General features: G+C 42.9%; 25 protein-coding genes. All 25 read right to left on the minus strand.

The features are described from left to right. Window positions 1–8: 8 nt before the first annotated feature. The gene (pgsA, locus tag BGM23_RS13000; RefSeq protein ID WP_003244753.1) at window positions 9–590 is read right to left on the minus strand and encodes a CDP-diacylglycerol--glycerol-3-phosphate 3-phosphatidyltransferase; all 582 of its coding nucleotides are present in this window, start codon (window positions 588–590) and stop codon (window positions 9–11) included. 49 nt (window positions 591–639) lie between these two features. Continuing rightward, entirely contained in the window at window positions 640–1,554 is a 915-nt protein-coding gene (rodZ, locus tag BGM23_RS13005; protein ID WP_003244699.1) for a cell shape determination protein RodZ, read from the minus strand. Between the two features lie 18 nt (window positions 1,555–1,572). Continuing rightward, the gene (locus tag BGM23_RS13010; RefSeq protein WP_003220998.1) at window positions 1,573–2,364 is read right to left on the minus strand and encodes a DUF3388 domain-containing protein; all 792 of its coding nucleotides are present in this window, start codon (window positions 2,362–2,364) and stop codon (window positions 1,573–1,575) included. A 129-nt stretch (window positions 2,365–2,493) separates the two neighbouring features. Further along, complete coding sequence (locus tag BGM23_RS13015; RefSeq protein WP_003245199.1) at window positions 2,494–2,751, minus strand: DUF3243 domain-containing protein; 258 nt, start codon at window positions 2,749–2,751, stop codon at window positions 2,494–2,496. A gap of 80 nt (window positions 2,752–2,831) precedes the next feature. Then, window positions 2,832–3,560, minus strand: coding sequence for an elongation factor P 5-aminopentanone reductase (gene ymfI, locus BGM23_RS13020; protein ID WP_015715897.1), 729 nt, complete (start codon window positions 3,558–3,560; stop codon window positions 2,832–2,834). 54 nt (window positions 3,561–3,614) lie between these two features. Then, window positions 3,615–4,901 carry an EF-P 5-aminopentanol modification-associated protein YfmH gene (gene yfmH, locus BGM23_RS13025; RefSeq protein WP_003231858.1) on the minus strand — a complete coding sequence of 429 codons (1,287 nt, stop codon included), beginning with the start codon at window positions 4,899–4,901 and terminating at the stop codon, window positions 3,615–3,617. Further along, window positions 4,898–6,178 (minus strand): EF-P 5-aminopentanol modification-associated protein YfmF, encoded by a 1,281-nt coding sequence (gene yfmF / locus BGM23_RS13030; RefSeq protein WP_015715896.1) that lies wholly within the window; start codon window positions 6,176–6,178, stop codon window positions 4,898–4,900. The genes yfmH and yfmF overlap by 4 nt, the downstream gene beginning before the upstream one ends. A gap of 179 nt (window positions 6,179–6,357) precedes the next feature. After that, window positions 6,358–7,569, minus strand: coding sequence for a bacillibactin exporter BcbE (bcbE, locus tag BGM23_RS13035; protein WP_031600514.1), 1,212 nt, complete (start codon window positions 7,567–7,569; stop codon window positions 6,358–6,360). A 138-nt stretch (window positions 7,570–7,707) separates the two neighbouring features. After that, on the minus strand, window positions 7,708–8,433 hold the full coding sequence (locus tag BGM23_RS13040) for a GntR family transcriptional regulator (RefSeq protein WP_003245732.1): 726 nt from the start codon (window positions 8,431–8,433) through the stop codon (window positions 7,708–7,710). Between the two features lie 143 nt (window positions 8,434–8,576). Continuing rightward, window positions 8,577–10,940, minus strand: coding sequence for a DNA translocase SpoIIIE (gene spoIIIE / locus BGM23_RS13045; RefSeq protein WP_003245350.1), 2,364 nt, complete (start codon window positions 10,938–10,940; stop codon window positions 8,577–8,579). A gap of 130 nt (window positions 10,941–11,070) precedes the next feature. Continuing rightward, complete coding sequence (gene tepJ, locus BGM23_RS13050) at window positions 11,071–11,283, minus strand: YlzJ-like family protein (protein ID WP_003231871.1); 213 nt, start codon at window positions 11,281–11,283, stop codon at window positions 11,071–11,073. After that, window positions 11,280–12,017, minus strand: a complete 738-nt coding sequence (tepA, locus tag BGM23_RS13055; protein ID WP_003245712.1) for a translocation-enhancing protein TepA — start codon at window positions 12,015–12,017, stop codon at window positions 11,280–11,282. Before tepA ends, tepJ begins: the two co-directional genes overlap by 4 nt. A gap of 115 nt (window positions 12,018–12,132) precedes the next feature. Continuing rightward, on the minus strand, window positions 12,133–13,800 hold the full coding sequence (gene rnjB / locus BGM23_RS13060; protein WP_003231875.1) for a ribonuclease J2: 1,668 nt from the start codon (window positions 13,798–13,800) through the stop codon (window positions 12,133–12,135). A gap of 177 nt (window positions 13,801–13,977) precedes the next feature. Next, window positions 13,978–14,850: a 4-hydroxy-tetrahydrodipicolinate synthase gene (gene dapA / locus BGM23_RS13065; protein WP_029726485.1), complete on the minus strand. Its 873-nt coding sequence runs from the start codon at window positions 14,848–14,850 to the stop codon at window positions 13,978–13,980. 30 nt (window positions 14,851–14,880) lie between these two features. After that, window positions 14,881–16,095 (minus strand): aspartate kinase, encoded by a 1,215-nt coding sequence (dapG, locus tag BGM23_RS13070; protein ID WP_015483233.1) that lies wholly within the window; start codon window positions 16,093–16,095, stop codon window positions 14,881–14,883. A 91-nt stretch (window positions 16,096–16,186) separates the two neighbouring features. Then, window positions 16,187–17,227, minus strand: coding sequence for an aspartate-semialdehyde dehydrogenase (gene asd / locus BGM23_RS13075; protein WP_003231882.1), 1,041 nt, complete (start codon window positions 17,225–17,227; stop codon window positions 16,187–16,189). Between the two features lie 125 nt (window positions 17,228–17,352). Continuing rightward, on the minus strand, window positions 17,353–17,955 hold the full coding sequence (dpaB, locus tag BGM23_RS13080; RefSeq protein ID WP_003231884.1) for a dipicolinate synthase subunit B: 603 nt from the start codon (window positions 17,953–17,955) through the stop codon (window positions 17,353–17,355). A gap of 2 nt (window positions 17,956–17,957) precedes the next feature. Continuing rightward, a complete protein-coding gene (gene dpaA / locus BGM23_RS13085; protein WP_003231888.1) occupies window positions 17,958–18,851 on the minus strand; it encodes a dipicolinic acid synthetase subunit A in 894 nt (297 codons plus the stop codon). 185 nt (window positions 18,852–19,036) lie between these two features. Then, complete coding sequence (locus BGM23_RS13095; protein WP_003231890.1) at window positions 19,037–19,294, minus strand: YlmC/YmxH family sporulation protein; 258 nt, start codon at window positions 19,292–19,294, stop codon at window positions 19,037–19,039. A gap of 77 nt (window positions 19,295–19,371) precedes the next feature. Next, a complete protein-coding gene (locus BGM23_RS13100) occupies window positions 19,372–20,601 on the minus strand; it encodes a M16 family metallopeptidase (protein ID WP_003245717.1) in 1,230 nt (409 codons plus the stop codon). A 39-nt stretch (window positions 20,602–20,640) separates the two neighbouring features. Beyond that, window positions 20,641–21,600: a polysaccharide deacetylase family protein gene (locus BGM23_RS13105; protein ID WP_003231894.1), complete on the minus strand. Its 960-nt coding sequence runs from the start codon at window positions 21,598–21,600 to the stop codon at window positions 20,641–20,643. 116 nt (window positions 21,601–21,716) lie between these two features. Next, entirely contained in the window at window positions 21,717–23,834 is a 2,118-nt protein-coding gene (gene pnp / locus BGM23_RS13110) for a polyribonucleotide nucleotidyltransferase (RefSeq protein ID WP_003231897.1), read from the minus strand. A 172-nt stretch (window positions 23,835–24,006) separates the two neighbouring features. Next, entirely contained in the window at window positions 24,007–24,276 is a 270-nt protein-coding gene (gene rpsO, locus BGM23_RS13115) for a 30S ribosomal protein S15 (protein ID WP_003220957.1), read from the minus strand. A gap of 156 nt (window positions 24,277–24,432) precedes the next feature. Next, the gene (gene ribF / locus BGM23_RS13120) at window positions 24,433–25,383 is read right to left on the minus strand and encodes a bifunctional riboflavin kinase/FAD synthetase (RefSeq protein ID WP_003231899.1); all 951 of its coding nucleotides are present in this window, start codon (window positions 25,381–25,383) and stop codon (window positions 24,433–24,435) included. An 18-nt stretch (window positions 25,384–25,401) separates the two neighbouring features. Further along, window positions 25,402–26,331: a tRNA pseudouridine(55) synthase TruB gene (truB, locus tag BGM23_RS13125; RefSeq protein WP_015252083.1), complete on the minus strand. Its 930-nt coding sequence runs from the start codon at window positions 26,329–26,331 to the stop codon at window positions 25,402–25,404. Window positions 26,332–26,360: the final 29 nt, after the last annotated feature.

Below are 26,360 nucleotides of genomic sequence, written 5' to 3' on the forward strand. Positions count from 1 at the left end.
CTTCTTTCTTAGTTAGATGTTTTTAACGCTTCCCAGTTTTTAGAGAAATATTCCCAGCCTGAAACGACAGTAAAGAAGACGGCTACCCACAGCGCCAAGTCCGCAAACGGGAATGACACAAGTTCAAATGGAAGATTATGAAGAAGCAATGCGGATACCGCAATAATCTGTGCCCAGGTTTTGATTTTACCAAGCATGTTAGCAGCTACGACTTCTCCTGTTCCGGCCAAAACAAGCCTTAAACCTGTCACGGCAAACTCCCTGCTGATAATCACAATGACCATCCAAGCTGGAGCGAGATCAAATTGAACAAGGATAATTAACGCTGCGGATACGAGCAGTTTGTCCGCAAGCGGATCAAGAAATTTCCCGAAGTTTGTTACGAGATTCAATTTTCGGGCATAATACCCGTCCACCCAGTCTGTTGTAGATGCAATAATAAATAGAATGGCCCCCGCCAAATGTGCGACCGGGATTGATTCGTCTCCAACTTCGAGCCTGCCCCAGTCAAACGGCGCCAGCATGATAATCATGAAGATTGGGATTAATGCGATTCTAGCTAGTGTGATTTTATTTGGTAAGTTAAACATAAAGCCCCTCCAATTTCATACTCGGACGTGAAGAAAAGTCATCTGATAATTAAGATGACTTTTCTTCCTTTTTATTTACAATCTTTATGGTTTGTGCCATCACTTTTTTCGGATCAAGTTCATATGAAAGAACCTTACCGTTGATTTTTATTTTCAGATTAGGTGCATATCCGGTGCGGATATCAACTTGTTTCTGATCAGTTATGTCTTTTTTATAGGTTTCGTCTTTTTTCAGCGTTCCTTCTTTTAAAGAGCTGCTGTTTTCATCGCGCACTCGAATCCACGAGCTGTCTGATGCCTTCAGTTCCAGCTCGATTTTATCAGCGCCGGACACTTCATAAGTCGTTAACGATCCTTCAGTGCCAGCAGCTTTAATCTCCAGCTTCTCACTGTCATTTTCTTTTTTCTTATCTTCGTTTTCTTTCGTTTCTTTTTTAGTGTCTGTCTCTTTTTCAGAGCTGTTATTTTGATTCTCTTTCAGCGTTGAATCTTTAGGGATTTCGTATTTGCTCTCACTTTGCGTAATTGCTTTTTCTGATGCCGCATTGTGATCATCACTGTTTTTGTGATTGGCAAATTGAATGATCGCGTACACAATGGCAATCACGACAATCACGCCGAGAATAACAAGTATTGTTGGCAGCAGCTCCAGCGCCTTAGATGCTGGCTTTGGCATTTCCTTTTGAAGATTCATGCCGGAGATCTTTTCAGACACATCATCATGATACGTATTAGGGATATCTTTTTTATGCTCCTCAAACAGCTGATCCGCATCAAGCCCAACGGCTTCTGCATATTGCTTGATGAATGCCCGAACATAAAACTTCCCCGGAATAATGTCATAGTTTCCTTCCTCCAAGGCGGTTAAATACCTTTTTTGAATCTTTGTTGCCGCTTGGAGATCATCCAATGACATTGCTTTTTCCTCTCTGGCTTCTTTGAGCCGGATTCCTAGTTCAGTCACAACAAACACCTTCCAATTTTAAAAATCAAAGCTTGAAAACCCGGATTGATCAAACATTTGGGGTTCCTCGGCATGTTCATATGTAATAACCTCATCAGGGTCATTTCTCAGTTCAATAATATAATCAAAGTCATCTAGTGTATACTCTGTATTTTGAACGAATATGTCCGGATGCTCCACCACTTTTGTTGCAGGCAGCCGCATGATTTCTCGGACCAGCTGGAGATGGCGTTCTGATCCTCTTCGTGTTGACACAATTCCGTCAACGATAAAGACATTTTCAGTGCTGTATTCATCGGCAATCAGCTGGCTTCTTATCGTCTGCTTCAGCAAGGTTGATGACACAAACAGCCACCTTTTGCTTGCACACACACTAGAGGCTACAATCGATTCCGTTTTCCCGACTCGTGGCATACCTCTGATTCCGATTAATTTATGGCCTTCTTTTTTGAACAATTCGGCCATAAAATCGACTAATAAGCCAAGCTCGTCCCGTTCAAAGCGGAACGTTTTCTTGTCATCGGCATCCCGTTGAATATAACGGCCGTGGCGTACGGCAAGACGGTCGCGAAGCCTCGGTTCTCTAAGCTTCGTTACTTTAATTGTTTCCATCGTTTTTAAGATTGATTCTAATCGTTTAATTTGATCTATATGGCGGCACCTGAGGAGCATTCCCCTTCTGGAAAGATCGACGCCGTTTATCGTTACGATGTTGATAGAAAGCATCCCAAGAAGAGATGAAATATCCCCGAGCAGTCCGGGGCGGTTCACTTGAATTTCATATTCAAAATACCATTCGAGCTTTGCCAAATGATATACCCCCTTCATTGTGGCAAAATTTTACCTTCCTTTATCATAAAGCATTTTTCTCTAATTAGAAAGAAGAATGTTGCTGTGATGAGGAAAACATAAAAAAGAGAGGAAAAATCCCCTCTCTTCCTAGTGAGTGCTGTTATTTTCAACAAGCTTAACCATCATATTGGCAATGGCGTGCTGTTCATCTTTTGATGCTACACTCCAAAGATCTGCCAGCACTTTTTCCTGCTCGTTCTTAGATTCCACTTCATTAGCCAAGTAGCTGCCGATTTCTGTCGCAAGATCTGTAATCGTATCCTGGCTCATACCTTTATCTTGCGCATAGTTTAGACGGTCGCCAAGGAAGTTTTTCCAGCTATCCCAGTTTTCTAATACTGACATGCTTGTTTCCTCCATTTCATGTGAAGTTACAAGATTATTGTGTCCTTCGCAAAAGAAACTATACACCGAATATTTTCGGATCAGCAGTGCCAGCCGCCATTCACCGACAGAATTTGGCCGGTGATATATGACGCTTTTTCAGACAGGAGAAAAGCTGTTGCATCCGCAATTTCTTGCGGCCGGGCCAGCCGGCCGATCGGAATCTCATCAGCGATCTCTTCTTTTTCAGCCGGGGTAAATTGATTCATCATATTTGTATCAACTGCGCCCGGCGCTACGGCGTTTACTCTGATTCCGCTTGGCGCCAGCTCCTTAGCCAATCCTTTTACAAACGAATGCTGAGCTCCTTTTGCCATGCTGTACAGCACTTCACAGGATGCCCCAGTCTCTCCCCAAATCGAGCTGACAGCCACAATCGCTCCCGATTTATTCCGAATCATGCCTGGCAGAAGGTTTCTCGTCAGCATATACGGACTCGCTACATGAAGCTGAACCATTTCCTGAACCGTTGCGTTATCTACATCCGTAATCAGCCCAAAATGGCTTCGTCCGCTGTTTAAAACAATCGCATCAACCGGCTGAACAATTGAACTTGTCAGCTTATCTGCTCCATCTTGCGCGGACAGATCAGCTTGTAATATCTCCGTATTTACGCCAAACATCTGACTTAGTTTTTCAGCAAGCTCCGCTGCCGCATTTTGATTTGTATTGTAATGCAGCAGCAGATTGTACCCCTTAGCCGCAAGGGTTTCGCTGATGCTTTTGCCAATGCCGCCGCTTGCTCCGGTGATTAGTGCTGTTTTGTTCATTCTCTTTCCTTCTTTCCGCAGAAAAACACCCCTCACACTGGAGGGATGTTTTGTTTATGATTTAGGAACAACCTTGCAGACAGTCAGCCTGTCTGCAGCGATTTCCTCTTGTATTACGTTCTGGACATCCTCGAGGGTAATCTGCTCGAGTACCGTTACAACGTCAAACAGGCTCATATCCAAGAACGCATAACGGGTAAATTGATTGGCGATGTATTCAGGGGAATTCAGCGCTTTTAAGAATGTGCCGATCTTTTTCTTTCTGGCAAGTTCAATCTTTTCAGCAGTAATCAGTTCACCGGCGCGCAAAAGCATGCTTGAAATGTCTTCAGCTAATTGATCAGGCTCAGGCGTATCTCCGCCGATCGCCGCAAAACCGAACCCATATTCAGCAGTAAAATCAAAGCTAAACGTTTCGTCAATATATCCTTTTTCATAAAGTGATTCATACTGGGCAGAGCTTTTGCCAAAAAGAGCTTCAAGCAATAAGTTCATTGAAAGTTCATGCTTTAAGAGCTCTTTGCCTAATTTAAACGGATTTTTGGATTTCAGCCCAACAAGGCATTTCGGTCCCTGCACGTTCATTTTGATCTCTTTTTCTTTTCGGAAAACCGCTTCTTGCTCTTTCACTTCTTTCCGTTTGATCTCCGGCTGATCAGTATACGGCTTTTTCCCCTGGTTTTCTCTTACCTGAGAAATAATCGCTTCAGGATCTACAGGGCCGACAATGAAAAGGAGCATGTTACTCGGGTGATAAAACGTTTCATAGCATTCATAAAGAAGGTCTTTTGTAATATGTGAAATGCTTTCCACTGTTCCCGCTATGTCAATTCTGACAGGATGCTCTTTGTACATGTTTTCAATGACCCCGAAGTAAAGCCTCCAATCAGGGTTATCGTCGTACATATTAATCTCCTGCCCGATAATCCCTTTTTCCTTTTCAACCGTTTTTTCAGTAAAATATGGGTCCTGTACGAAATCGATAAGCGTCTCTAAATTGCGTTCAACATTTGATGTGCTTGAGAAAAGGTAAGCTGTTCTTGTAAATGACGTAAACGCATTGGCAGAAGCCCCCTGTTTGCTGAAATCTTGAAAAACGTCTCCGTCCGCTTTTTCAAACAGCTTGTGCTCAAGAAAGTGAGCAATCCCGTCCGGCACGTGAACCATCTCGTTTTTACCTAAAGGGACAAACCGGTTATCTATCGAGCCGTACTTTGTTGTAAAGACTGCATATGTCTTGTTGAAGCCTTTTTTCGGCAAAACGTAAACATCAAGGCCGTTGGACATTTTTTCATGATACAGCGTCTCCTGAAGCTGTTCATATTCGATTGGTTTGATCAAGATGCACCCTCCGTCCCTTTTAAGAAATAAGTCGTATCAAGCTGAATCTTTTCGCCGGCTTTAATGATATCCTCTTTTGTGACATTCTCAATATTGGCAAGAAAGTCTTCGATAGGAATCTCGACTTGAGCAGCAGCCTGCTGATATAAAAATTCAGATAAACCGTATGCTGTATCAATCGTTTCCAGCACTTGATTTCGAATGACGGCCTTTGTCTGTGCTATATCCTGCTCACTGAAATCGCCATTTTTCATTGCCTGGAATTGCTCAGCAATAATCGAAACCGCCTGTTCAAAATTTTTCACTTCAATGCCTGACATCACCATTAACAAGCCTTTAAAACTTTCTATACGCGAAGCCGCGTAGTAAGCAAGACTGGCTTTTTCCCGAACATTAATGAAAAGTTTAGAATGAGAGAATCCGCCGAACAATCCGTTAAACACTTGTAAAGCAGGATAATCCTGATCTGTATAAGTGATGCTGGTGCGGTAGCCGATATTCAGTTTTCCTTGCTTGACATCCTCTTCATCAATTACTTCTTTTGGCTGAACTTTTTCATCAGCGTGATTGTTTTCAATCGTGCCAAGAGTTCGCTCTTCTGTTTTGAAATACTTATCAATTGCCGAATGTACCTGGTTACTGTCCACATCGCCAACTACATATAAATCAAGCTGGTCTTTTTGGATAGCGCTTTGGTATGTTTCGTATAATTGCTCTGCCGTAATGTCATCGACATCGTCGATTTCACCATTGACATGAAGCGCGTAAGGCTCATTTTTGCACATTTCCTGTATCAGCCTTAAATTCGAATAGCGCATTTTATCATCATAGACGGCTTGGATTCTTTGCTTAAGCGTCCGTTTTTCTTGAGCCACATATTGTGACTGAAAAGCGTCTCCCTCCAAAGCAGGTGAAAAGACGATTTCTGCGAGAAGCTGGAGCCCTTTCTCAAGTAGCGGCGTTTGGTCTTTTAAATATTTTTCATTCGGAATTTCAAGCCTGAACGTAATGACGTGCCGCTCTCCTTTTTTCGTAAGGTCAGCCGATACTGACGTGCCGTACAGCTCATCCAGGTATGAACGCAATTCTGCGGTTTTCGGATGGCTTTTCGTTCCGCGAAGAAGCACATGCGGGAGCAGCGCTCTTTTGGTGACTTGATCCTTTGTCAGCGGCGCAAGCATCTTAAAAATAAGCGAGACGGTTTTGAATTTTTCTGTTTTTACAATGTGTGCGGTTAAACCGCCGTGCTTTGATTTGAGTTCATTAACATATGACATATGGAACCTCCTTCGTTCATTTCTTAATTAGTATGTATTATGACCAATTTTCAGCATCCGCAGAAACACTCTTTCATGTAATTATAGCAACTGTAGGATTTATAAGGAAACAATAACCTCCGCATGCTGTATAGGTACAGTTGTAAACTGTGCAAGGAAGCGCAAAAAAAGACGGCTGGCTAGACCGTCCCTAAGTTTTTTTCTTCTTCTTCACTTTTTTTAGCATCTACAGTAAAGAGCACTAAAAATAAAGAAACGATGCTGCAAAACGCCGAGAGTATGAAAATAATCCAGTTTGCATTAGACATTAATGCAGCAAAAACAGGTGGACCGAGAGCTACTCCTATAAAGCGCATGCTATTGTAAAAGGAGGAAATGGTTCCGCATTGTTCACTTTCAATCCCTTCGGTTATCAATGCATCTAAAGCAGGAAGAGCCATTCCAATCCCAATCCCGCCAAAGCTTAAAAAGACAAATAAAAAATAAAAACTGTGGTTCCACCACAAGGCAATAAACGAAAGGGTTAACAGAATCATTCCTGTAACAACGCAAAATTTCATTCGGCCTTTATCTTTACCGATCTTTTTGCCAGCTATAAAAGAACTGGTTGACAAAAACAAAAGTGGGATTGCCAGTAATCCGCCTTTAGCTACTCCGTCAATAGCATACTTGTTCTCCAGCGTATCTGATAAATAAAATAATACGCCAAATAACAAAAACATAATGACACACCCGATAATGAAGACCGTATAAAGCCAGCGACCATCCTGTTTAAAAATTTTCTTCACACTCTTAATAAACTCAGAAACAGCAGGCGCATCTTCATCTTCTTCAGGCTTGGCCACCAAAAACAATACGAGCAAAAAGCTGATCAAACAGAAAAACGGAATAAACCAAAATGGTACAAACCAATACCAAGAAGCCAGTAAGGCTCCAAGTATGGGACTCAGTACCTTCCCTGACGTGTTGGCGGTTTCAATATCGCCAAGACCGGCGCTGACCTTTTCATCGTCTCCTTTAAACAGGTCGCCGATAAACGGCATGACAATCGGAGCGGCACCTGCAGAACCGATGCCTTGAAGAACCCGCCCCGCCAAGATCATAGCATAAGGATTTTTCATATAGGTCGAGGCAAAAGCAGCTACCGCTCCCCCCAATCCTGCAATAAGGAGGCATGGAAGCAATATTTTTTTTCTCCCAAAACGATCCGACAAATATCCGGCAATCGGAATGCAAATAATTGCTACTACTGAATATACAGTAATGATTAAAGATACTTGAAATGAAGTCACAGACAGCTTTTTCTCCATCATCGGAAGAACAGGAATCAGCATGGAGTTCCCGAGTGTCATCACAAGCGGGACAGAAGACAATGCAATAATATTTTTCATTCCATTTTTCTCTCTCAACATTTTCACCCATTCACTTTCTTGTCATCCCTTATATATTGCGTTAACCGGAATGAAAGTATGTACAAAGAAACATGAATCAGTGCAAATAAAAAAACAGACACATACAGGCGTCCGTTTTTAGAATCGTTTACGCAAAACATGAAATCTGAATTTATCTGCTCTAAAATAATTTAAAGAATAAAGCACCGGTTTATCGTGCTGATCGTAATGGGTTTGTTTTAACAGCAAAAGGGCTGTTTCAGGATCGCATTCAAGCACTGGAGAAATGGTATCGTGATAGCCGATCGGTTCTATATCAGTTACTGCATAGCTGATTACGGAGCCTGAATTTTTCTCAAGAAGGTCAAACATAGATTCTTGCTGATGAGAAAAAGAATTCGGCAAAATATTCATCGGAATTTTGTCTATACAATACACAATCGGCTGTCCGTCAGCTGTCCTGACTCGTTCAAGGTAAAAAAGTTCTTGCCCTTCTGCCAAATGAAATCTCTTCGTATCATCTTCAGACGGCATAAGCACTTGTGATGATAGAAAAATCGTGCCAGGGGTCATATTCGCCTGTTCTATCATCTTGGTTACACTGTTCAGCTGTTCAATGCCCGAAAGAAATAACGGCTTAGAATGGACAAAAGTGCCTACACCATGCCTTCTGATAATCACATGCTCTTCTTCCAGTATCCGCAAGGCTTCTCTTAGCGTCGCTCTGCTGACACCAAGCTTTTTGGAAAGCTCAAATTCAGAAGGCAGCTTTTCCTTCTCAGTGTAGATCCCATTTTTTATATCCTCTTTAATTCGTTCAATTACTTTCAAATACAAGTGCCGATTATCAGCTTTTGTAGACATGTTTCCCCTCCGTAAACCACTTTCGATAAAAATTATTGAACAATTGGGACAACTATATCATGTTTTGTCGAAAAAATAAATAGAAAGGTGATCAGTTTACATAATGTTATTATTGACAACTATAGAAAGCGGAACTCCCTTCATTAAGAAGAGAGCTCATCATATTTCTCTTTTGATAATAATACTTCCCTAGGTTTGCTGCCTTCATACGGTCCGACAACACCGCGTTCCTCCATTGCGTCAATCAGGCGCGCCGCTCTCGTATAGCCGATTCTGAATCTTCTTTGCAGCATTGAAACAGATGCCGTCTGCATGCCGACGATTAATTCAACAGCTTCATCATAAAGTTCATCAGTAACCTCGGAATGAGTTTCCGTCGTCTCCTCAGGAATCATTTCTTCTTGATATTGCGCTTTCTGCTGTGTAATCACATGGTCGACGACCTTCTCCACTTCGTCATCCGACAAAAATGCTCCCTGCACACGGACAGGTTTGTTAGCCCCTACAGGTAAAAACAGCATATCGCCGCGGCCAAGAAGCTTCTCAGCGCCACCCATGTCAAGAATGGTCCTTGAATCCGTCTGTGAAGATACGCTGAACGCGATTCGTGACGGAATGTTCGCTTTGATCACCCCTGTGATAACATCCACCGATGGCCGCTGTGTCGCAATAATAAGATGGATGCCGGCAGCCCGCGCCATTTGGGACAATCTCGTAATCGAATCTTCCACATCAGATGAAGCGACCATCATGAGATCGGCTAGCTCGTCCACAATGACAACAATATAAGGCAGCTCTGGCTGTTTCGCTCCTTCTTCATTGTTGGCGCGTTTTATATAATCATTGTATCCTTCAATATTTCTTGTACCCGTATGAGAAAATAATTCGTACCGCCGCTCCATTTCATTGACAACCTTTTTCAAAGCCTGCGACGCTTTTTTCGGATCGGTTACAACAGGAGCAAGCAAATGCGGAATCCCGTTGTAGACATTTAGCTCTACCATTTTAGGATCGATCATCATCATTTTCACTTCATGCGGTTTCGCCCGCATTAAAATACTTGTAATAATGCCGTTGACACAGACACTTTTCCCGCTACCGGTTGCGCCTGCGACCAAAAGGTGGGGCATCTTGTTTAACTCAGCCAATACAGCTTCACCTGAAATATTGCGGCCGAGTCCAATTAACAGCTTCGCATCCGGTCTGTCATTCAATTTAGACTCCAGCACTTCTTTCAGCGAAACCATTGCCACTTCTGCGTTTGGAACTTCAATTCCGATTGCTGATTTGCCTGGTATAGGCGCTTCGATCCTGATATCCTTCGCAGCAAGCGCAAGCGCTAAATCATCGCTTAAATTGACAATTTTGCTAACCTTCACTCCGACATCAGGATATACTTCATATTTTGTTACGGCCGGTCCGAGATGAACCTGTGTGACTTTCGCCTTTACGCCAAAGCTTTGGAATGTGCGTTCAAGCTTTCTCGCATTTTCATAAATATTCTTTTTATCAGCCTGCTGGCCGGTATGCTTCGGATCTGCCAGCAAATCCAGTGACGGCATCTCGTAATCCTTATTTTCGAGCTCTGTAAAGGTCATAGGAGGAGCAGAAACAGTTTCCTGATCACCTGTCTCCGGTTGGATGTCCTGAAGCGGCTTCGACACAGGTTCGGCGCGCTTTTCTATAACTGGAGACTCTTCCTCTTCATTACGATCAGAAAAGCTTGAGATAATCGGCTCTGAATGAATAAGAGGCGATACTGTTTCATAATCCCCCTCTTCATCAGGAGGCTCCGGTTCCATTTGCTGTTTTTTGCGGGCCGGTTTTTGTTTTTTGCTCGGCGCTTTCGTTTTTTTCGATGACTGCATATTTGATTTGAAGGATTTCATATCATCAATAAATGCTAACCATTGTTCTTTTATAAAACGTCCAATCGGGCTCATCCACTTTTTTAGCGTTTCTTGCAGCGAGCGTCCAGTTACTAAAATCATTCCGATCAAAATCATGACAATTGCCATGATCTGAGAACCAGTCGACGCAAACAAAAAGTGTGAAGCCGCAAACAGCAGCGCACCGATCATCCCTCCGCCTAAATCAGGTGAAGCAGAGCTGCCATTCATGTCCATTAAAAACAATTCCCACGTATTGCGCACCACGCTTGCGGACTCAATAGACCCTTTGTGCGTCAAATTTTTAAATAGCTGCACGTGAGAAAGCAGCAATATGCTTGCGATGATACAGTACAACCCGGCCTTTCGTCTCGTTAAAAGGCTTGGGGTTTTTTTCTTCCAAAACAGTGAGACTCCTAACACCAATAAACCTAACAAGCATAAAATAAACCACTCTCCAGCAAAAAAGCGGAACAAATAGATAAACGTTTGCCCGACTACCCCCAGCTGCAAGATTGCGATAATTGAAATGGCTATACACAGCAATCCGTTGAGCTCGTATTTTATATTGAGCTGTTTCGCCTGTTTTTTTCTTGATTTTCGTTTTTTCTTTGCCACACTCATCACCTTACTGCGTTAAAAAATGTAAGTTCATACATAATGAAGAAAGCAGCCGTTTACAGGCTGCATTTTTTCTGTAGGATTCCCCTATTATAGCATATTTTGCCCTTAAAAAAGGGTTGGATTCTTATACGTTTAATTTCAGCTTTTGTCCCGGTGAAATGTCCGGATGCAGAAAATGCATTGGATTGGTGCTCATGATTTGAATGACTTCCGCTTCATTCCCTTTCATTTCGACTAGAAGCGGTACACCTTTATATTCAATTTGCTCATGTGCGCTTGTCTCTTGGTTCTGTTCTGCAAACACAATTTCCTGCGGCATCACGGTATAAAGAATCATTGAATCATCCGTCCTTCTTCTTTCCTTGCTTCATCGATGAGCTCATTCAGTTTATTGATTGCCTGTCCGACACCGCCTGCGTGATCGATCAATCCGTATTTAACTGCATCCTTACCGACTACATTTGTTCCGATATCGCGTGTTAAGTTTCCTTTTGAAAACATTAGCTCTTTAAACTTCTCTTCGGTTATATTGGAATGGCTTGTCACAAATTTAACAACTCTTTCTTGCATCTTATCCAGGTATTCAAACGTTTGCGGCACCCCGATGACCAGCCCGGTGAGCCTAACTGGATGAATCGTCATCGTTGCTGTTTCGGCGATATAGCTGTAATCACAGGATACAGCAATCGGAACGCCGATTGAATGCCCCCCGCCAAGCACGATAGAAACGGTCGGTTTCGATAAAGATGCAAGCATTTCCGCTATGGCAAGACCAGCTTCAACATCTCCTCCGACAGTATTTAATATGATCAGCAAGCCTTCAATTTTGGGATTTTGTTCAATTGCCACAATCTGCGGGATGACATGTTCATATTTTGTTGTTTTGTTTTGCGGAGGAAGCTGAACATGGCCTTCAATTTGTCCGATAATGGTCAGACAATGAATATTTGTATCTTGGGGCAGCTGAGGAAGCGTCGTTTCACCAAGCTGCTGTATTTTATTCATAATGCTGTCCTTCGCATCATTTTTTTCAGGACGCTCTTCTTCTGTGTTTTCCATACGATGATCCATCACGCTTTCATCCTTTCCGAGTTTCTCTTTGTATTATGAACAAAGATACTTCATTCAATCCCGGCTTGAAGGACAAAAAATAAAGACCGGAGCAGCTCCGGTCTTTAGTCAGTCATTATACTTCCATAATAATTGGGATGATCATCGGTTTACGTTTCGTTTTTTCATAAAGGAATTGGTTCAAAGCATCCCGCATTGCCTGCTTCAACGTTGACCATTCGACATTTGATGTTTCAGTCGCTTCTGTCACGATGGACCGGACAAGCTCAGTAGCCTGTACGATAAGACCTTCAGACTCTCTTACATAAACAAAGCCGCGAGTGATAATTTCTGGTCCTGATACAAGATGTTTCTTTTGTTTATCAAGTGTAATGACAACGATTAAAATTCCGTCCTGTGAAAGCAAGCGACGGTCTCTCAATACGATATTGCCGATATCACCGACACCTAAACCATCAATTAAAATATTGCCGTAAGGAACTTTATCCCCAATTTTTACGTTTTGGCCGCGGAATTCAACGACGTCGCCTTTTTCAATTAAGAAGATGTCACTGCGCTTCATGCCGGTTTCTTCAGCGATTTTTGAATGAGCTTTTTGCATTCTGTATTCGCCGTTTACAGGAATCAAATATTTTGGTTTAAGCAGGTTGATCATCAGCTTTAACTCTTCTTGTGAGCCGTGGCCTGATACATGAACACGCTTTTGGGCAAAGATGACTTGTGCACCGGCTCTCGCAAGAAGATCTACTGTTTTAGAGTAAATGAGTTCCTGCCCGGGAATCGGAGTTGACGCAATGACCACCGTATCCCCTTCTTCAATGTTCAGCTGTTTGTGAGCTTTGTTTGCCATTCTTGTCAAAGCAGCTAATGGTTCACCTTGGCTTCCGGCTGTAATAATGGCCACTTCGCGCTTCGGATATTTTTTGACATCCTGTACAGAAATAAACAATTCATCATCTGCTTCAATGTATCCTAACTTTCTCGCGAGCTGCAGGACAGATTGAAGATTTTTTCCGGCTACGGCAATCTTTCTGCCATTTTGAGCCGCTGCATGAATGACTTGCTGAATCCGGTTAATATTGGATGCGAAAACAGCAATAATCACCCGGTTCTGTGAATTATACAGCGCATCCGAAATTTCTCCGCTGACAGCCGCTTCCGAAGGGGTGTAACCCGGCCGTTCCGCATTTGCACTGTCAGAAAGCAGAGCGAGCACGCCGCTATTGCCGATCTTGGCGATCTCGCCAATGTCGCACGTCTGATTAAGTGCAGGTGTTTGGTCAAATTTGAAGTCTCCCGTGCATACAATAGATCCAAGTGATGTTTTAAAGCTCACACCTACAGAATCAGGAATGCTGTGAATCGTTCTAAAGAACGATACCTTTGTTGATTCAAATGTAATGACAGATTTGGAGTGAATTTCTCTTAAATCAGTTTTTCGGTTATGTCCGTATTGTTTTAATTTCTCTCTTAACAGTGCAAGCGTCAATTTTGTTCCGTACACTGGAACGGACAGCTTGTTTAATAAGTAAAAAACGCCGCCGATATTTTCATCGTGCCCGTGCGTTAAAAAGATTGCCTTGACGCGGTCAGCCCGTTCAATCAAATATGATATGTCAGGAATCACTACATCAATACCGAGCATTTCGTTTTCTGGATGCATAAGACCGGCATCAACGACAAATATGTCTGAGTCAATTTCAATGACATAAAGGTTCTTCCCAATCTCTCCGACACCGCCAAGGGCGATAATTCTAACGTTTTCTGTATTTTTCTTTTTCAAAATCTATATCCTCCTAGTCTCATACCCGTCCATCATCACTTGTTCCTATTATAACTGAAAGTAAATTTAGAAAACAAGATAAAGCAGAAGGTTTAGGGAAAACCAATATGTAAAAGAAACGGTCAAACTCAGCTGAATGTGAGAATGACCGCGTTTGTTTCACTGTATGAAATTTTCTTACAGTTCGCTGATCGTGCTGCTTAAGCTCAGACGTTCATCCTCAGTTAACGGGACTAGAGGCAGACGCACAGAACCGACATCAAGACCTCTCAGCTGAAGCGCTGTTTTGACTGGAGCAGGATTAGGCGCTTTAAACAGTTCCTTCATAATCGGCAGCAGTTTCTGATGAATCAGTGCCGCATTAGCTGTTTGCCCATTCGTATAATTTTTGATCATTTGCTGCATATCAGTGCCTGCAATATGGCTCGCCACTGACACAACTCCTCTTCCTCCAACTGAAAGAATTGGAAGCGTCAGAGCGTCATCCCCTGAATAGACATAGAAGTCTTCAGGTGTTTCAGCAATAATTTTTGTAATCGCTTCGAGGTCTCCGCTCGCTTCTTTAATCGCAACCACATTCGGAATGTCTGCCGCCAAACGGATCGTCGTTTCAGGAGCAAGAGAAGCAACCGTACGGCCAGGAACATTATAGAGCATAACCGGAAGAGATGTCTCTGCCGCAATTGCTTTAAAATGCTGGTAGATTCCTTCTTGAGAAGGTTTATTGTAATACGGGGTAACAAGCATAACAGCGTCCACGCCCGCTTCCTCAGCTTTTTTTGTCAGCTTAATGGAATCTTTCGTGTTGTTGCTTCCAGTACCAGCGATAACGGGCACCCGTCCGTTTACTTCTTTTACTGTATATTCAAAAAGCGCAATTTTTTCTTCAGTTGAAAGGGTCGGAGATTCTCCAGTTGTTCCCGCTACTACTAAAGAATCCGTTCCGTTTTTCAACAAGTAATCAATCAGTGTAGACAGTTTTTGAAAGTCTACGTTCCCTTTATTGTCAAAGGGTGTAATCATCGCTGTAGACACATTTCCGAAATTCATTTTATTCACCTCATCATGATTCAATCACATTTACTTCGAAAGTTCAAACACTTCATGCAAAGCGTTTACAGCAGGAACCATATCCGCTTCATGGACGAGCACCCATATCGTCGTATGGCTGTCAGCCGACTGAAGGATCGGAATTTCTTTTTCTGAAAGAGCCGATACAATTTTGGACGTAACACCGGGAACACCCATAATGCCCGCGCCGACCGCCGATACCTTCGCGCAGTTTCTCGTCACCATTGGATCATAGCCCATATCCATTAAAATACGCTGAGCTGTTTCTGTTTTATTTCCGGCTACCGTATAGACGATTTCACTAGGTGTAATGTTAAAGAAATCGACACTGATTCCAGCGTTTGCCATAGCCTTGAACACTTCAGTCTGAACGTTATACTGGCCGATTTTCGCAGGCACTTTGAACTGCGTGACATCTTTGACATGGGCGATTCCCGTAATCAGCCTTTCAAAAACATCACTGCCGACCTTGGAAGAGTGATGTGATGTCACCAATGTACCTTTATCATTCGAATAAGTCGAACGGACGCGGATCGGAACCTTGGCCTGCATTGCGATTTCCACAGCACGCGGATGAATGACCTTGGCCCCCTGATACGCCAGGTTGCAGATTTCCGTATACGTCACAACAGGAAGCGGTTTTGCATTTTCCACCACTCTTGGGTCAGCAGTCATCACGCCTTCTACATCGGTGAAAATATCGATGTATTCCGCATCAACAGCTGCTCCGAGTGCGGCTGCAGACGTATCGCTGCCCCCTCTGCCGATTGTAGTTGTATCACCCTTTTCAGTTGCGCCCTGGAAGCCTGCGACGACTACCGCATCATGATTGGCGAGCACACTGAATAAACGCTCCGGTTTCATTTCAATGATTTTCGCATTGGTATGCTGATCATTCGTTAAAAAGCCAGCCTGAGCCCCTGTCAGCGCAGCTGCTTTCACACCGTTATCAAGCAGCATGCTTGTAAAGACGACAGAGGAAATAGTCTCTCCGCAAGATAAAAGCAAATCCTGTTCCCTAGGAGAAATCGCTGACTGATCGCCGTAAAGCAGCCCGAGCAAAGAATCTGTTGCATACGGGTCTCCTTTTCGGCCCATCGCTGAAACGACAACGACAACCTTATATCCTTCACTGATTGCTTCTTTAATATGCCCTAAAGCCAGTTTGCGGCCTTTATCATCTTTTACTGATGTTCCGCCGAACTTTTGAACAATTATCTTCACTGTTTTCACTCCAAATTATTCGGACGTAACAGAAGAGAGCAGGCTGATAGCGCCTTACTCTCTTCTATTCGTCTTTAGAAAATTCTCTCTTTTATACGAGGTTTAGTTTTTTCAGGCTTTCTGCAATTTGAACAGAGTTCCATGCCGCGCCTTTTAATAGGTTATCAGAAACAACCCATAAATGAAAACCGTTTGCTCTGTCCAAGTCTTTGCGGATGCGGCCTACAAACACATCGTTTTTGCCGACAGCATCAGCAGGCATCGGATAAAGCTGCTGGCTTGGATCATCCTGAAGTGTCACGCCCGGAGCTTCTTTCAATAGATTTTTAATATCTTCAACTGTAGCGTCATCACGGTCTATTTCGATGTAGACGGACTCTGAGTGCCCAGTTTGGATTGGCAGTCTCACACATGTAGCCGCTACTTGAAGGTCAGGCATGTGCATGATTTTTTTCGTTTCATTTATCATTTTCATTTCCTCAAACGTATAGCCGTTATCTTGGAATTTATCGATTTGCGGAATCGCGTTGAAGGCGATTTGATAGTGTTTTTTGTCACCTTTTACAGGCATGATCTCAGGCTCTATTTCTTCTTTATTTAAAATCGCCTGTGTTTGGCTGTAAAGCTCTTTTACAGCTTCATTACCCGCTCCTGATACTGCCTGGTAAGTTGATACGATGACCTTGTTTAAGCCATATGCTTTGCGGATCGGTTCAAGTGCCGCAACCATTTGGATTGTAGAGCAGTTTGGATTGGCAATAATGCCGTTGTGTTCATGCAAGTCTGCCTCATTCACTTCTGGCACAACAAGCGGTGTATTTTCATCCATGCGGAACGCACTCGTATTATCTATAACAATAGCGCCGCGTTTTACAGCTTCTGGTGCCAATGTTTGTGATACGCTTCCGCCGGCGCTGAACAAAGCAATATTTACCCCTTCAAAGCTCTCAGGAGAAGCTTCCTGAACAGTCAGCTCTTGGCCTTTAAACGTGACTTTTGTCCCCGCAGAGCGTTTTGAAGATAGCAATGTAAGTGTGTCCATTTCAAAGTTTCTGTCTTCAAGTGTTTTAAGCATTTGTTGTCCCACAGCCCCTGTCGCTCCGACAACAGCTACGTGTAAACCTCTTCCCATCTGTAAAACTCCTTCCGCCAATCAGCTTCATTGAATTGATTTGACTATGATTTTACGTTTTATTTTACCATAGAATATGCGGGTGATGACCGAATTTTTTAGTTTGGGAAAGATTTTCTGTAAATTTAGTCATTTCCCTGATAATTCTCAACTAGAATCGGCTGAAGCTGCTGGTGCATGAGTGCCTTTTCAATCGTTTGCGGAAGCAGATCCATTTTGGCTACCATTGAATTCGGTTTTTTAAATGGATCATCTTGCCCGAATGGAATAAAAAAGATATTTTTTGTTGACATGAGCCTCATTAAATTTGTTCCGTTTAAACCAAGAGCATCATTTGTCGAGATACCCAGAACGACAGGCCGATTGTTCCGGATTGTCGCTTTTGCCGCCATCAGCACCGGGCTGTCCGTCATGGCATTTGCCAGCTTGCTCATTGAATTGCCTGTTAAAGGCGCAATGACCATGCAGTCAAGGGGCAGCTTCGGCCCAAGAGGTTCTGCCTTTACAATCGAATCAATGGCCTCATATCCAGTCAGGTCTTCAATTTTTTTAACCCATTCTGCGCCCTCTCCAAATCGGGTATTTGTGGATTTCACATTAAATGTGACAACCGGACGGACTTCAGCTCCTTCGTTGACCAACGCCTCAATTTGCGGGAAAACCGCTTCATATGTGCAATGCGACCCGGTCAGCCCAAACCCGATTCTTTTTCCTTTTAATGACGACATCTTTATTTCCCCTCCTCAGCTTGTATTTCAGCCAAAAGCTTGCTCAAGACGTTTGCAAGGATTTGCCCAGCTGTTTTAGGAGCGACAATCCCTGGAAGCCCGGGAGCAAGAAGTGCTTTAATCCCTTGTTTCTCGGCATATTTAAAATCCGTTCCCCCGGGACGTGAGGCCAGATCCAATATTAAGGTTTTTGGTGTCATGCTAGAAAGTACCGTTTGATTTAAAATCATACTCGGTATGGTATTAATGCAAATATCTATATCTTTTACATGCTCTTTCAGCTCATCGGTATGAAAAGGAACGAGCCCCATTTCAGTGATACGTGCCAGATGCGCTGAACTTCTTGCCCCCACTTTTACATTCGCCCCGAGCGCGGCAAATGTACGGGCAATCGTCATCCCGGTGCGCCCCAGACCGAGAACGGCCACCTGTGATCCGTGTATCGTATAATCCGTGTGCTGAATAGCCAGCATTATCGTTCCTTCTACTGTCGGAATAGAGTTGTATATCGCAATGTCATCCCGCTCAAACAGTTTTACAAGTTTTCTTTTTGCCTGAGCTGCAATGTTTTCTAAATAGGCGTTAGAAATTCCTGAGAAAATGACACAATGTGCAGGCGTTCTGTCGAGATGGTCCTGTTTTAACACAACTTCTTCATTAGAAAATACAGTTGATACGACACCTTCTCCTGTTGTCGCGGATACTGGAAGAATGATGCTGTCTATTTGCTGAAAAGGAATTTCATCAATATTGCATTTTACTGCCCCGGTAAAACCGTGATCCAATTGGTCAAAACCGACAAGATAGATGTCAGCCTGCTGTTCAGTGAGCTTTCTTATAATTTCGAGCTGTCTTGCGTCACCGCCGATAACTGCAATTTTCAATCCGGTTAACATTCTAAACGTTCACCTTCTTTGTATATACTGGATCTCTAGTTGTTAAGCTCCCCTTCATCTTATGATCAAAAGGAAATACCGGTGAATATAAAAGATGCGCTTTTTCCATATAAAAAAACATCGGCTCCGGCAGCCGATGTTTCAGATGTTTTCTTTAGAGCCCGCTTCACAGTCAATTGGGCTATTTACTCTTGTCGAGGAGGCATTTCCTCAGGTACATCTAATATAATCATATCTGAACCGATCTTTTGAATATGGTGCCATGGGACACGAATGTCATGACCTTGCTTTCTCAAACCAAACCACTTAACTGTGGGAATGAGGAGTGCTGTAATCTGTCCATCCTGTTCATTGATTTCCAAATCGGTCTGGCCGAGCACTCCGAGCCGTTCAGCTCTTTTGATGTCTACAATTTCCTTTCCTGATAATTCACTGAGCCGCATGTCTGTCACCCCCTTGTACTATGTATGATGAAAGGGATTAAAAAATGCCTGCTCCATTATGGAGCAGGCTTTCCTTTTTAAGACGGCATATTGCCGGAAGGGCTGATAAGTGCTAATGCATAGTCTTCAGTAAACAATTGTCTGGCAAGGCCGTTAACACGCTCTAAGTTCACGGCGTTTAATTCATTGATGATTTCATCTAATGTTTTATGTTTGCCGAGCAGCAGTTCATTTTTTCCGTTTCGGCTCATTTTGCTGTTTGTGCTTTCTAAGCTCAGCATTAAGCTTCCCTTCATTTGCTCTTTGCTGTTTTCCAGTTCTTTCGAGGTAATGCCGTCACGTTTTAATGTGGCAAGGGTTTCTTGAATTGTTTCCGACAGCTGCTGAAGCTGATTTGCACCCGTTCCGCCGTAAATAGTGAGCATTCCGCTGTCCTCATATGAGCTGTGATAGCTGTAAACAGAATAAGCAAGTCCTTTATCTTCACGCACATCTTGGAACAGCCGGCTGCTCATGCTGCCTCCGAGCACATTGTTGAGGACGATTAAATCATAAATACGTTCATGGCCAACCTCTAAGCCTTTAAATCCAAGGCACAAATGAGCCTGCTCTGTTTCTTTTTTTCTCGTCAGTTTTTCCGTGTGGAACTCAGGCTTCTCAAGGCCTGTCGCTTTACCTTTCGCCTCGTATGACCCGAACCATTTTTCTACATCTTTGATAAAACTGTCAGATATATTGCCCGCTACCGAAATCACCACTCGGTCCGGCGTATAATAATCATGCATGTATTGTCTGAGAGAGTCACCGTTAAAGGAAGCAAGCGTTTCTTCCGTGCCAAGAATTGGGTAGCCTAAAGAATGATTGCCGTAAGTGGCTTTGCTCAGTAAATCATGTACAATGTCGTCCGGCGCATCTTCGTACATTTTAATTTCTTCATATACTACATTTTTCTCTTTTTTCAGCTCGTTTTCATCAAACGTTGAATGAAAGAACATATCTGCTAATACGTCCAGCGCGTAATTCGCATGCTCGTCAAGCACCTTTGCATAGTAGCAGGTATATTCCTTTGAAGTAAACGCATTGACCTGGCCGCCAATACGATCAAAAGATTCTGCTATCTCGCGTGCAGATTTTGTGCTCGTCCCTTTAAAGAACATGTGCTCTAAAAAGTGAGAAATTCCGTTTATCTCCGGCGTTTCATGTCTCGAACCTGTGCCGATCCATACGCCGATCGCAACAGAACGGACTGTCGGGTTATTTTCCAGCACAATTCTTACACCATTTTGACACGTATATCGTTTAATCAAATTTGTTCCTCCTATTCAAAGACAAGCTGCCTTCATCTGTTACTTCAATAGTCTTGTTTCATCCATTAGTTCAGTGACTGTTCCAAGCGCATATCCTTTGTCTTTTATCTTTGTAATCAGCGCTTCAAGACTTTCCGCCGTAGGGTCAGTCGGATGCATTAAAATCATGGCACCATTATGTATCTTGCTTAACACTCTCGTCTGAAGTACAGACGGAGCCGGCTTTTGCCAATCGATTGTATCAACTGTCCACATGACTGTTCCCATCTGTTTCTCTGCTGCAATGTCGATAACCGCTTTTCTGAAACTTCCGCTTGGCGGAGCGAACCACTTTGGCTTAACGCCGATCGTTTGTTCTATTTGTTCATTAGTCTTGTCGAGCTGCTCGGAAATTCTTCCTGTAGTCAGTTTGCTCATATCCGGATGATTGTATGAATGATTTCCGATTTCATGTCCGTCTTTTGCAATCTTCTTAGCGAGCTGTACATTGTTTCTCACCCAATTGCCTTCTAAAAAGAACGTAGCTTTAACCTGGTGCTTTTGCAGAATAGGGAGCATTTTTTCCAAATACTCATTTCCCCATGCCACATTGATTAAAAAAGCCACCATCGGTTTGTCAGGATTTCCTTTATAAATAGGCTCAGGCTGAAGTGACTCAAGATGAACACTTGGTTTTACTTGACTGTACACCAAATCTTTTTCCCGAAACTCACCATGCTTTTTCATTTTTTTATATGATTGTTCAATATTGACCTTTAATCCATTGTAGCCTGGAATGCTTTTCCACACTTTATCAATTCTTGCATTCTGGGGCTTAACTTCGTACTCCGGCGCTTTTTGAAGCAATTCTTCATATAATTGGTCTTTTGACGCCGTGACAGTCACCGTATCTTTTTTCATTGCCCCTATATAATCAAGTGCATGCGGATTTTCCATCATCTCAAATGAGACAAAAAAAAGAAATAAAAAAACGGCAAACGGTACAAATTTTTTGTACATGTTCTGTCCCCCCTCATTTCACATTATGAAGGAGAGGGACAAGGTAGAACCCGCCTGCTTTTGAAAAGCTTCAAAATAAAGAAGCCGGGTCTCCCAGGCTCCTTTTATGTTTTCATTTAAGATTGTTGTTCTTCTTTTTCTTTCTCTTCACGGAGCACCGCTTTGCGGGATAAATTCACTCGTCCTTGTTTATCAATTTCAGTGACTTTGACAAGAATCTCGTCTCCGATTTTTACAACATCTTCAACTTTCCCTACGCGTTCAAGCGCAAGCTCTGAAATGTGCACCAAACCGTCTTTTCCGCTGAAAATTTCAACGAAAGCCCCGAATTTTTCAATCCGTTTCACTTTACCTAGGTAAAGTTGGCCGACTTCAACCTCTCTCACAAGGTCTTCGATGATTTTTTTCGCTTTTTGGTTGCCACTTTCATCTGTAGAGGAAATAAAGATTGTACCGTCCTGCTCAATATCAATTTTAACACCGGTTTCTTCGATGATCTTATTGATTTGTTTTCCGCTTGGTCCGATGACATCGCGGATTTTATCAGGATTAATGGTCATTGTTAAGATCTTAGGCGCATATCGAGAAAGCTCTTTTCTTGATTCGCTTAATGTTGCAAGCATGCTGTTAAGGATTTCCATCCTGCCCTTTTTCGCCTGCTGAAGCGCTTCTTCAAGAATCTCTCTGGAAAGGCCTTCAATTTTAATGTCCATTTGCAGGGCCGTTACGCCTTTTTCAGTTCCCGCTACTTTAAAGTCCATATCTCCGAGCGCGTCTTCCATGCCTTGGATGTCAGTCAAGACAGTGTAATGTTCGCCTGATTTGACAAGACCCATCGCAATACCAGCAACTGGCGCTTTAATCGGTACACCGGCATCCATCATTGCAAGTGTGCTTGCGCAAATGCTTGCTTGAGATGTAGAACCGTTTGATTCAAGCACTTCTGAAACAAGACGGACAGTATAAGGGAAGTCTTTTTCAGACGGAATAACTGGCTCAAGCGCACGCTCACCCAGTGCTCCGTGTCCGATTTCACGACGTCCCGGTCCGCGCATCGGTCCTGTTTCCCCAACGCTGAATTGCGGGAAGTTGTAATGATGCATAAACCGTTTCGACTCTTCGACACCTAAGCCGTCAAGGATTTGCACATCTCCCAGAGCACCTAGCGTACATACGCTGAGGGCCTGAGTTTGTCCCCTTGTAAATAGACCTGAACCGTGCGTTCTTGGCAAGAGGCCAACCTCTGAAGAGAGCGGACGGATTTGATCGACACCGCGGCCGTCCGGTCTTACTTTCTCTTCAGTAATCAGGCGGCGAACTTCATTTTTCACAAGCTTGGATAAAATCTGCTTCACTTGCTTGATTGTGTCTTCATCATGTTCTTCATCCTCGAATTTTGCCACAACTGCGTTCTTCACTTCGTTAATGGCATCTTCACGGGCATGCTTTTCATGAACTTGGATGGCTTTCAGCAGATCCTCTTCTGCCAAAGCTTTTACTTTTTCATTAAGCTCTTCATCAATTTCAAAGAGCTTAATTTCAGATTTCTCTTTGCCGACTGCTGCAACAATTTCTTCTTGGAATGCAATCAGGCGTTTAATCTCTTCATGGCCGAACATAATGGCCTCAAGCATGATTTCCTCAGGAACTTCGTCCGCTCCCGCTTCTACCATGTTAATCGCATCTTTCGTGCCGGCAACGACAAGATTGATATCGCTTTTTTCAAGCTGATCGACTGTCGGGTTAATGATAAATTGATCATCAATGCGTCCGACAGTAACCCCTGCAATCGGTCCTTCAAACGGAATATCCGATACAGAAAGTGCAAGAGATGAACCGAACATGGCAGCCATTTCTGAAGAGCAGTTTTGGTCAACACTCATGACAATGCTGATGACTTGAACTTCATTACGGAATCCATCGGCAAACAAAGGACGGATCGGACGGTCAATTAAACGGCTGGCAAGAACCGCTTTTTCACTTGGACGTCCTTCTCTTTTAATAAATCCGCCCGGAATTTTCCCTACCGCATATAATCTTTCTTCATAGTTTACAGTAAGAGGGAAGAAATCAAGCGGTTTAGGTTCTTTTGAAGCGGTTGCTGTACTAAGTACTGCTGTATCACCGTAGCGGATCATCACAGCACCATTTGCCTGTTTGGCAAGCTGGCCGGTTTCAACGGTAAGCGTTCTTCCGGCCCAATCTATGGTAAAGACATGTTTTTCTTGTCCCATACAATTACGAACTCCTCTCTTCGTTGTGTGAAATAATCAATTACTCCTATTATGAACGAAATGAATTGAACATATCAATGTCAAAGTAGTATGTAAAAGGATTTCAATGATTTGTTATAAGAAATTTCGCTTTAATACGATAAAAAAGCGGGAATCCTCCCGCTTTTTACGATTATCGACGTAAGCCTAGTTTGTTAATTAACTCACGGTAACGAGTTACGTCTTTATTACGCAGATACGTAAGAAGATTACGACGCTTACCTACCATTTTAAGAAGACCGCGACGTGAGTGGTGGTCTTTCTTGTGAGTACGTAAATGCTCGTTCAAGTTGTTAATTGAGTCAGTTAGGATAGCGATCTGAACTTCTGGAGATCCAGTATCAGATTCGTGTGTTTTGAACTCATTGATGAGTTGGTTTTTACGCTCTTGAGTAATTGCCATCCTGTTTCACCTCCAAATCATATTTAGCCCCAGTTACCTAGCAACCGTCGGTGACTTCGGATTGCCAAGCAATGGTTTTAAGACTACGAAAACTATCATACTAAAAATCGTGCCTATATGCAAATATTTTAGAATAAAATTTGCGTGCGTTGCAAGTTATTTCCGCAAATTGCTGAAATAACGGATGGCTTCCTGCTTATCTTTCTCAATTTGCTCTGTTAATTCTTTGATGCCATTGAATTTCCGCTCGCTCCGAATCCGTTTGTACCATTCGATTTTTATAGCGGCTCCATATACCTCTTGATCGAAATCAAACAGATTGACCTCGATGGAAGGCTGTTCAGGGCGCTTTTCATAAAACGTTGGCTTATAGCCAATATTGCAAACGCCATTGTAAACTTCGCCGTTCACTTCCGCTTTTACGGCATATACACCTGTGGGCGGAACGATATAGCTGTTATTTAAACCGACATTCGCTGTCGGAAACCCGATGGTCCGCCCTCTTTTATCACCATGAATGACAATTCCTTTAATAAAATAAGGTTGTCCAAGCAAGACATTCGCCAATTCAATATCTCCGTTTTGAAGCGCGGTACGGATATACGAAGAACTGATTTTTTTATCCTGCTCCGTTAATTTTTCTACCATTGTGCACCCAGCTTTTCCGTCTAAATCATCCGGCATGGTCTTCATTGTTCCCTTGCCGTATTTGCCGTACGTAAAGTCAAAGCCTGCCACTGCGTGCTGCACATTAAGGCCGATAATATACTGGTCTATAAACTGCTTAGGAGAAAGAGAAGCAAACACTTCATTAAATTTAACGACATACAGAACTTCTGTGCCTAATTGTTCAATTTGGTTTATTTTGTCTTCAAGAGGCGTAATCAGATCCTTTGGTTCCTTATCTCTGCCCAACACGTGAGAAGGATGGGGATGAAAGGTCATCACAGCTAATGTCAGACCTTTTTCTTCGGCTATTTGCTTCGCTGTGCCGATTACCTTTTGATGCCCGAGATGAACGCCGTCAAAATAACCTAACGCCATCACTGATTTTGCCTGCTCCTCTTTTATTAAATGATGAGGATGTGTAATATGTATCGTCTTCACAGAACGGTCACCTTTTTTCTATTGTTCGCTTTTTTGCATCAATACTTTTGCCGGCTTTAACAGCCCTTTTTTTGCAGGATGAGGGAAATAGATCGCCAAGCAGGTTCCGGATTCAGTAAAGACGGCAATACGGTCTTCACTTGTCATTTCAGAAAACTGCTCGGGCGTCTCAAGCAAAGCCCCATTTTCTACTTTCTTAGCTAATGTATCACTTATGATCCATTTCGGCAAATGATTGAGCGCACGTTCAATAGGAACTGTATGCTCTTCCACGGTTCCGGATTGGGCCTGTGCTTCGAGTTCATCAAAAGTAAAGCATTCGTCGAGAGAAAAATCTCCGGATGCCGTACGGATTAAATGAGACATATGGGCCGGATATCCGAGCTTTTCTCCGATCATGACCGCCAGCGTCCTTACATAGGTCCCTTTGGAGCAAGTCACTGTAAACCGGAAGCTTGCGGTTTCTCCATGATGTTTAATCTCTGTTGTCAGGGCAATGTCTTCAATGGTTATCATACGTTTCGGACGTTCTACTTCAATCCCTGCTCTTGCGTATTCGTATAATTTTTTGCCGTTTACTTTTACAGCGGAATACATGGGCGGAATTTGTTCTTGTTTCCCCTTTAAACTGTTTAAAACCTTTTCTACATCCGCTTTATCAATGTCGTGATTGACAGGCTTTGTTTCCACCGTTTCTCCGGTTTGATCCTCTGTTGTGGTTGAAAAGCCCAATGTTATTTCTGCATCATACGTTTTAGATTTTTCAGTTAAGTATTCGACTATTTTTGTCGCTCTTCCTACACAAATCGGAAGCACGCCTGATACTTCCGGATCGAGCGTTCCTGTATGTCCTACTTTTTTTGTTTTTAAAAGCTTTCGGATCTTCATGACACAGTCGTGCGATGTCATGCCAACAGGTTTATGTAAAAGGAGAACTCCGTTAACCATTTGCCTTTCACTCCTTCTTTTGAGTTTTT

Source organism: Bacillus sp. FJAT-14266, from assembly GCF_001719225.1.
GTDB classification, from domain to species: domain Bacteria; phylum Bacillota; class Bacilli; order Bacillales; family Bacillaceae; genus Bacillus; species Bacillus subtilis.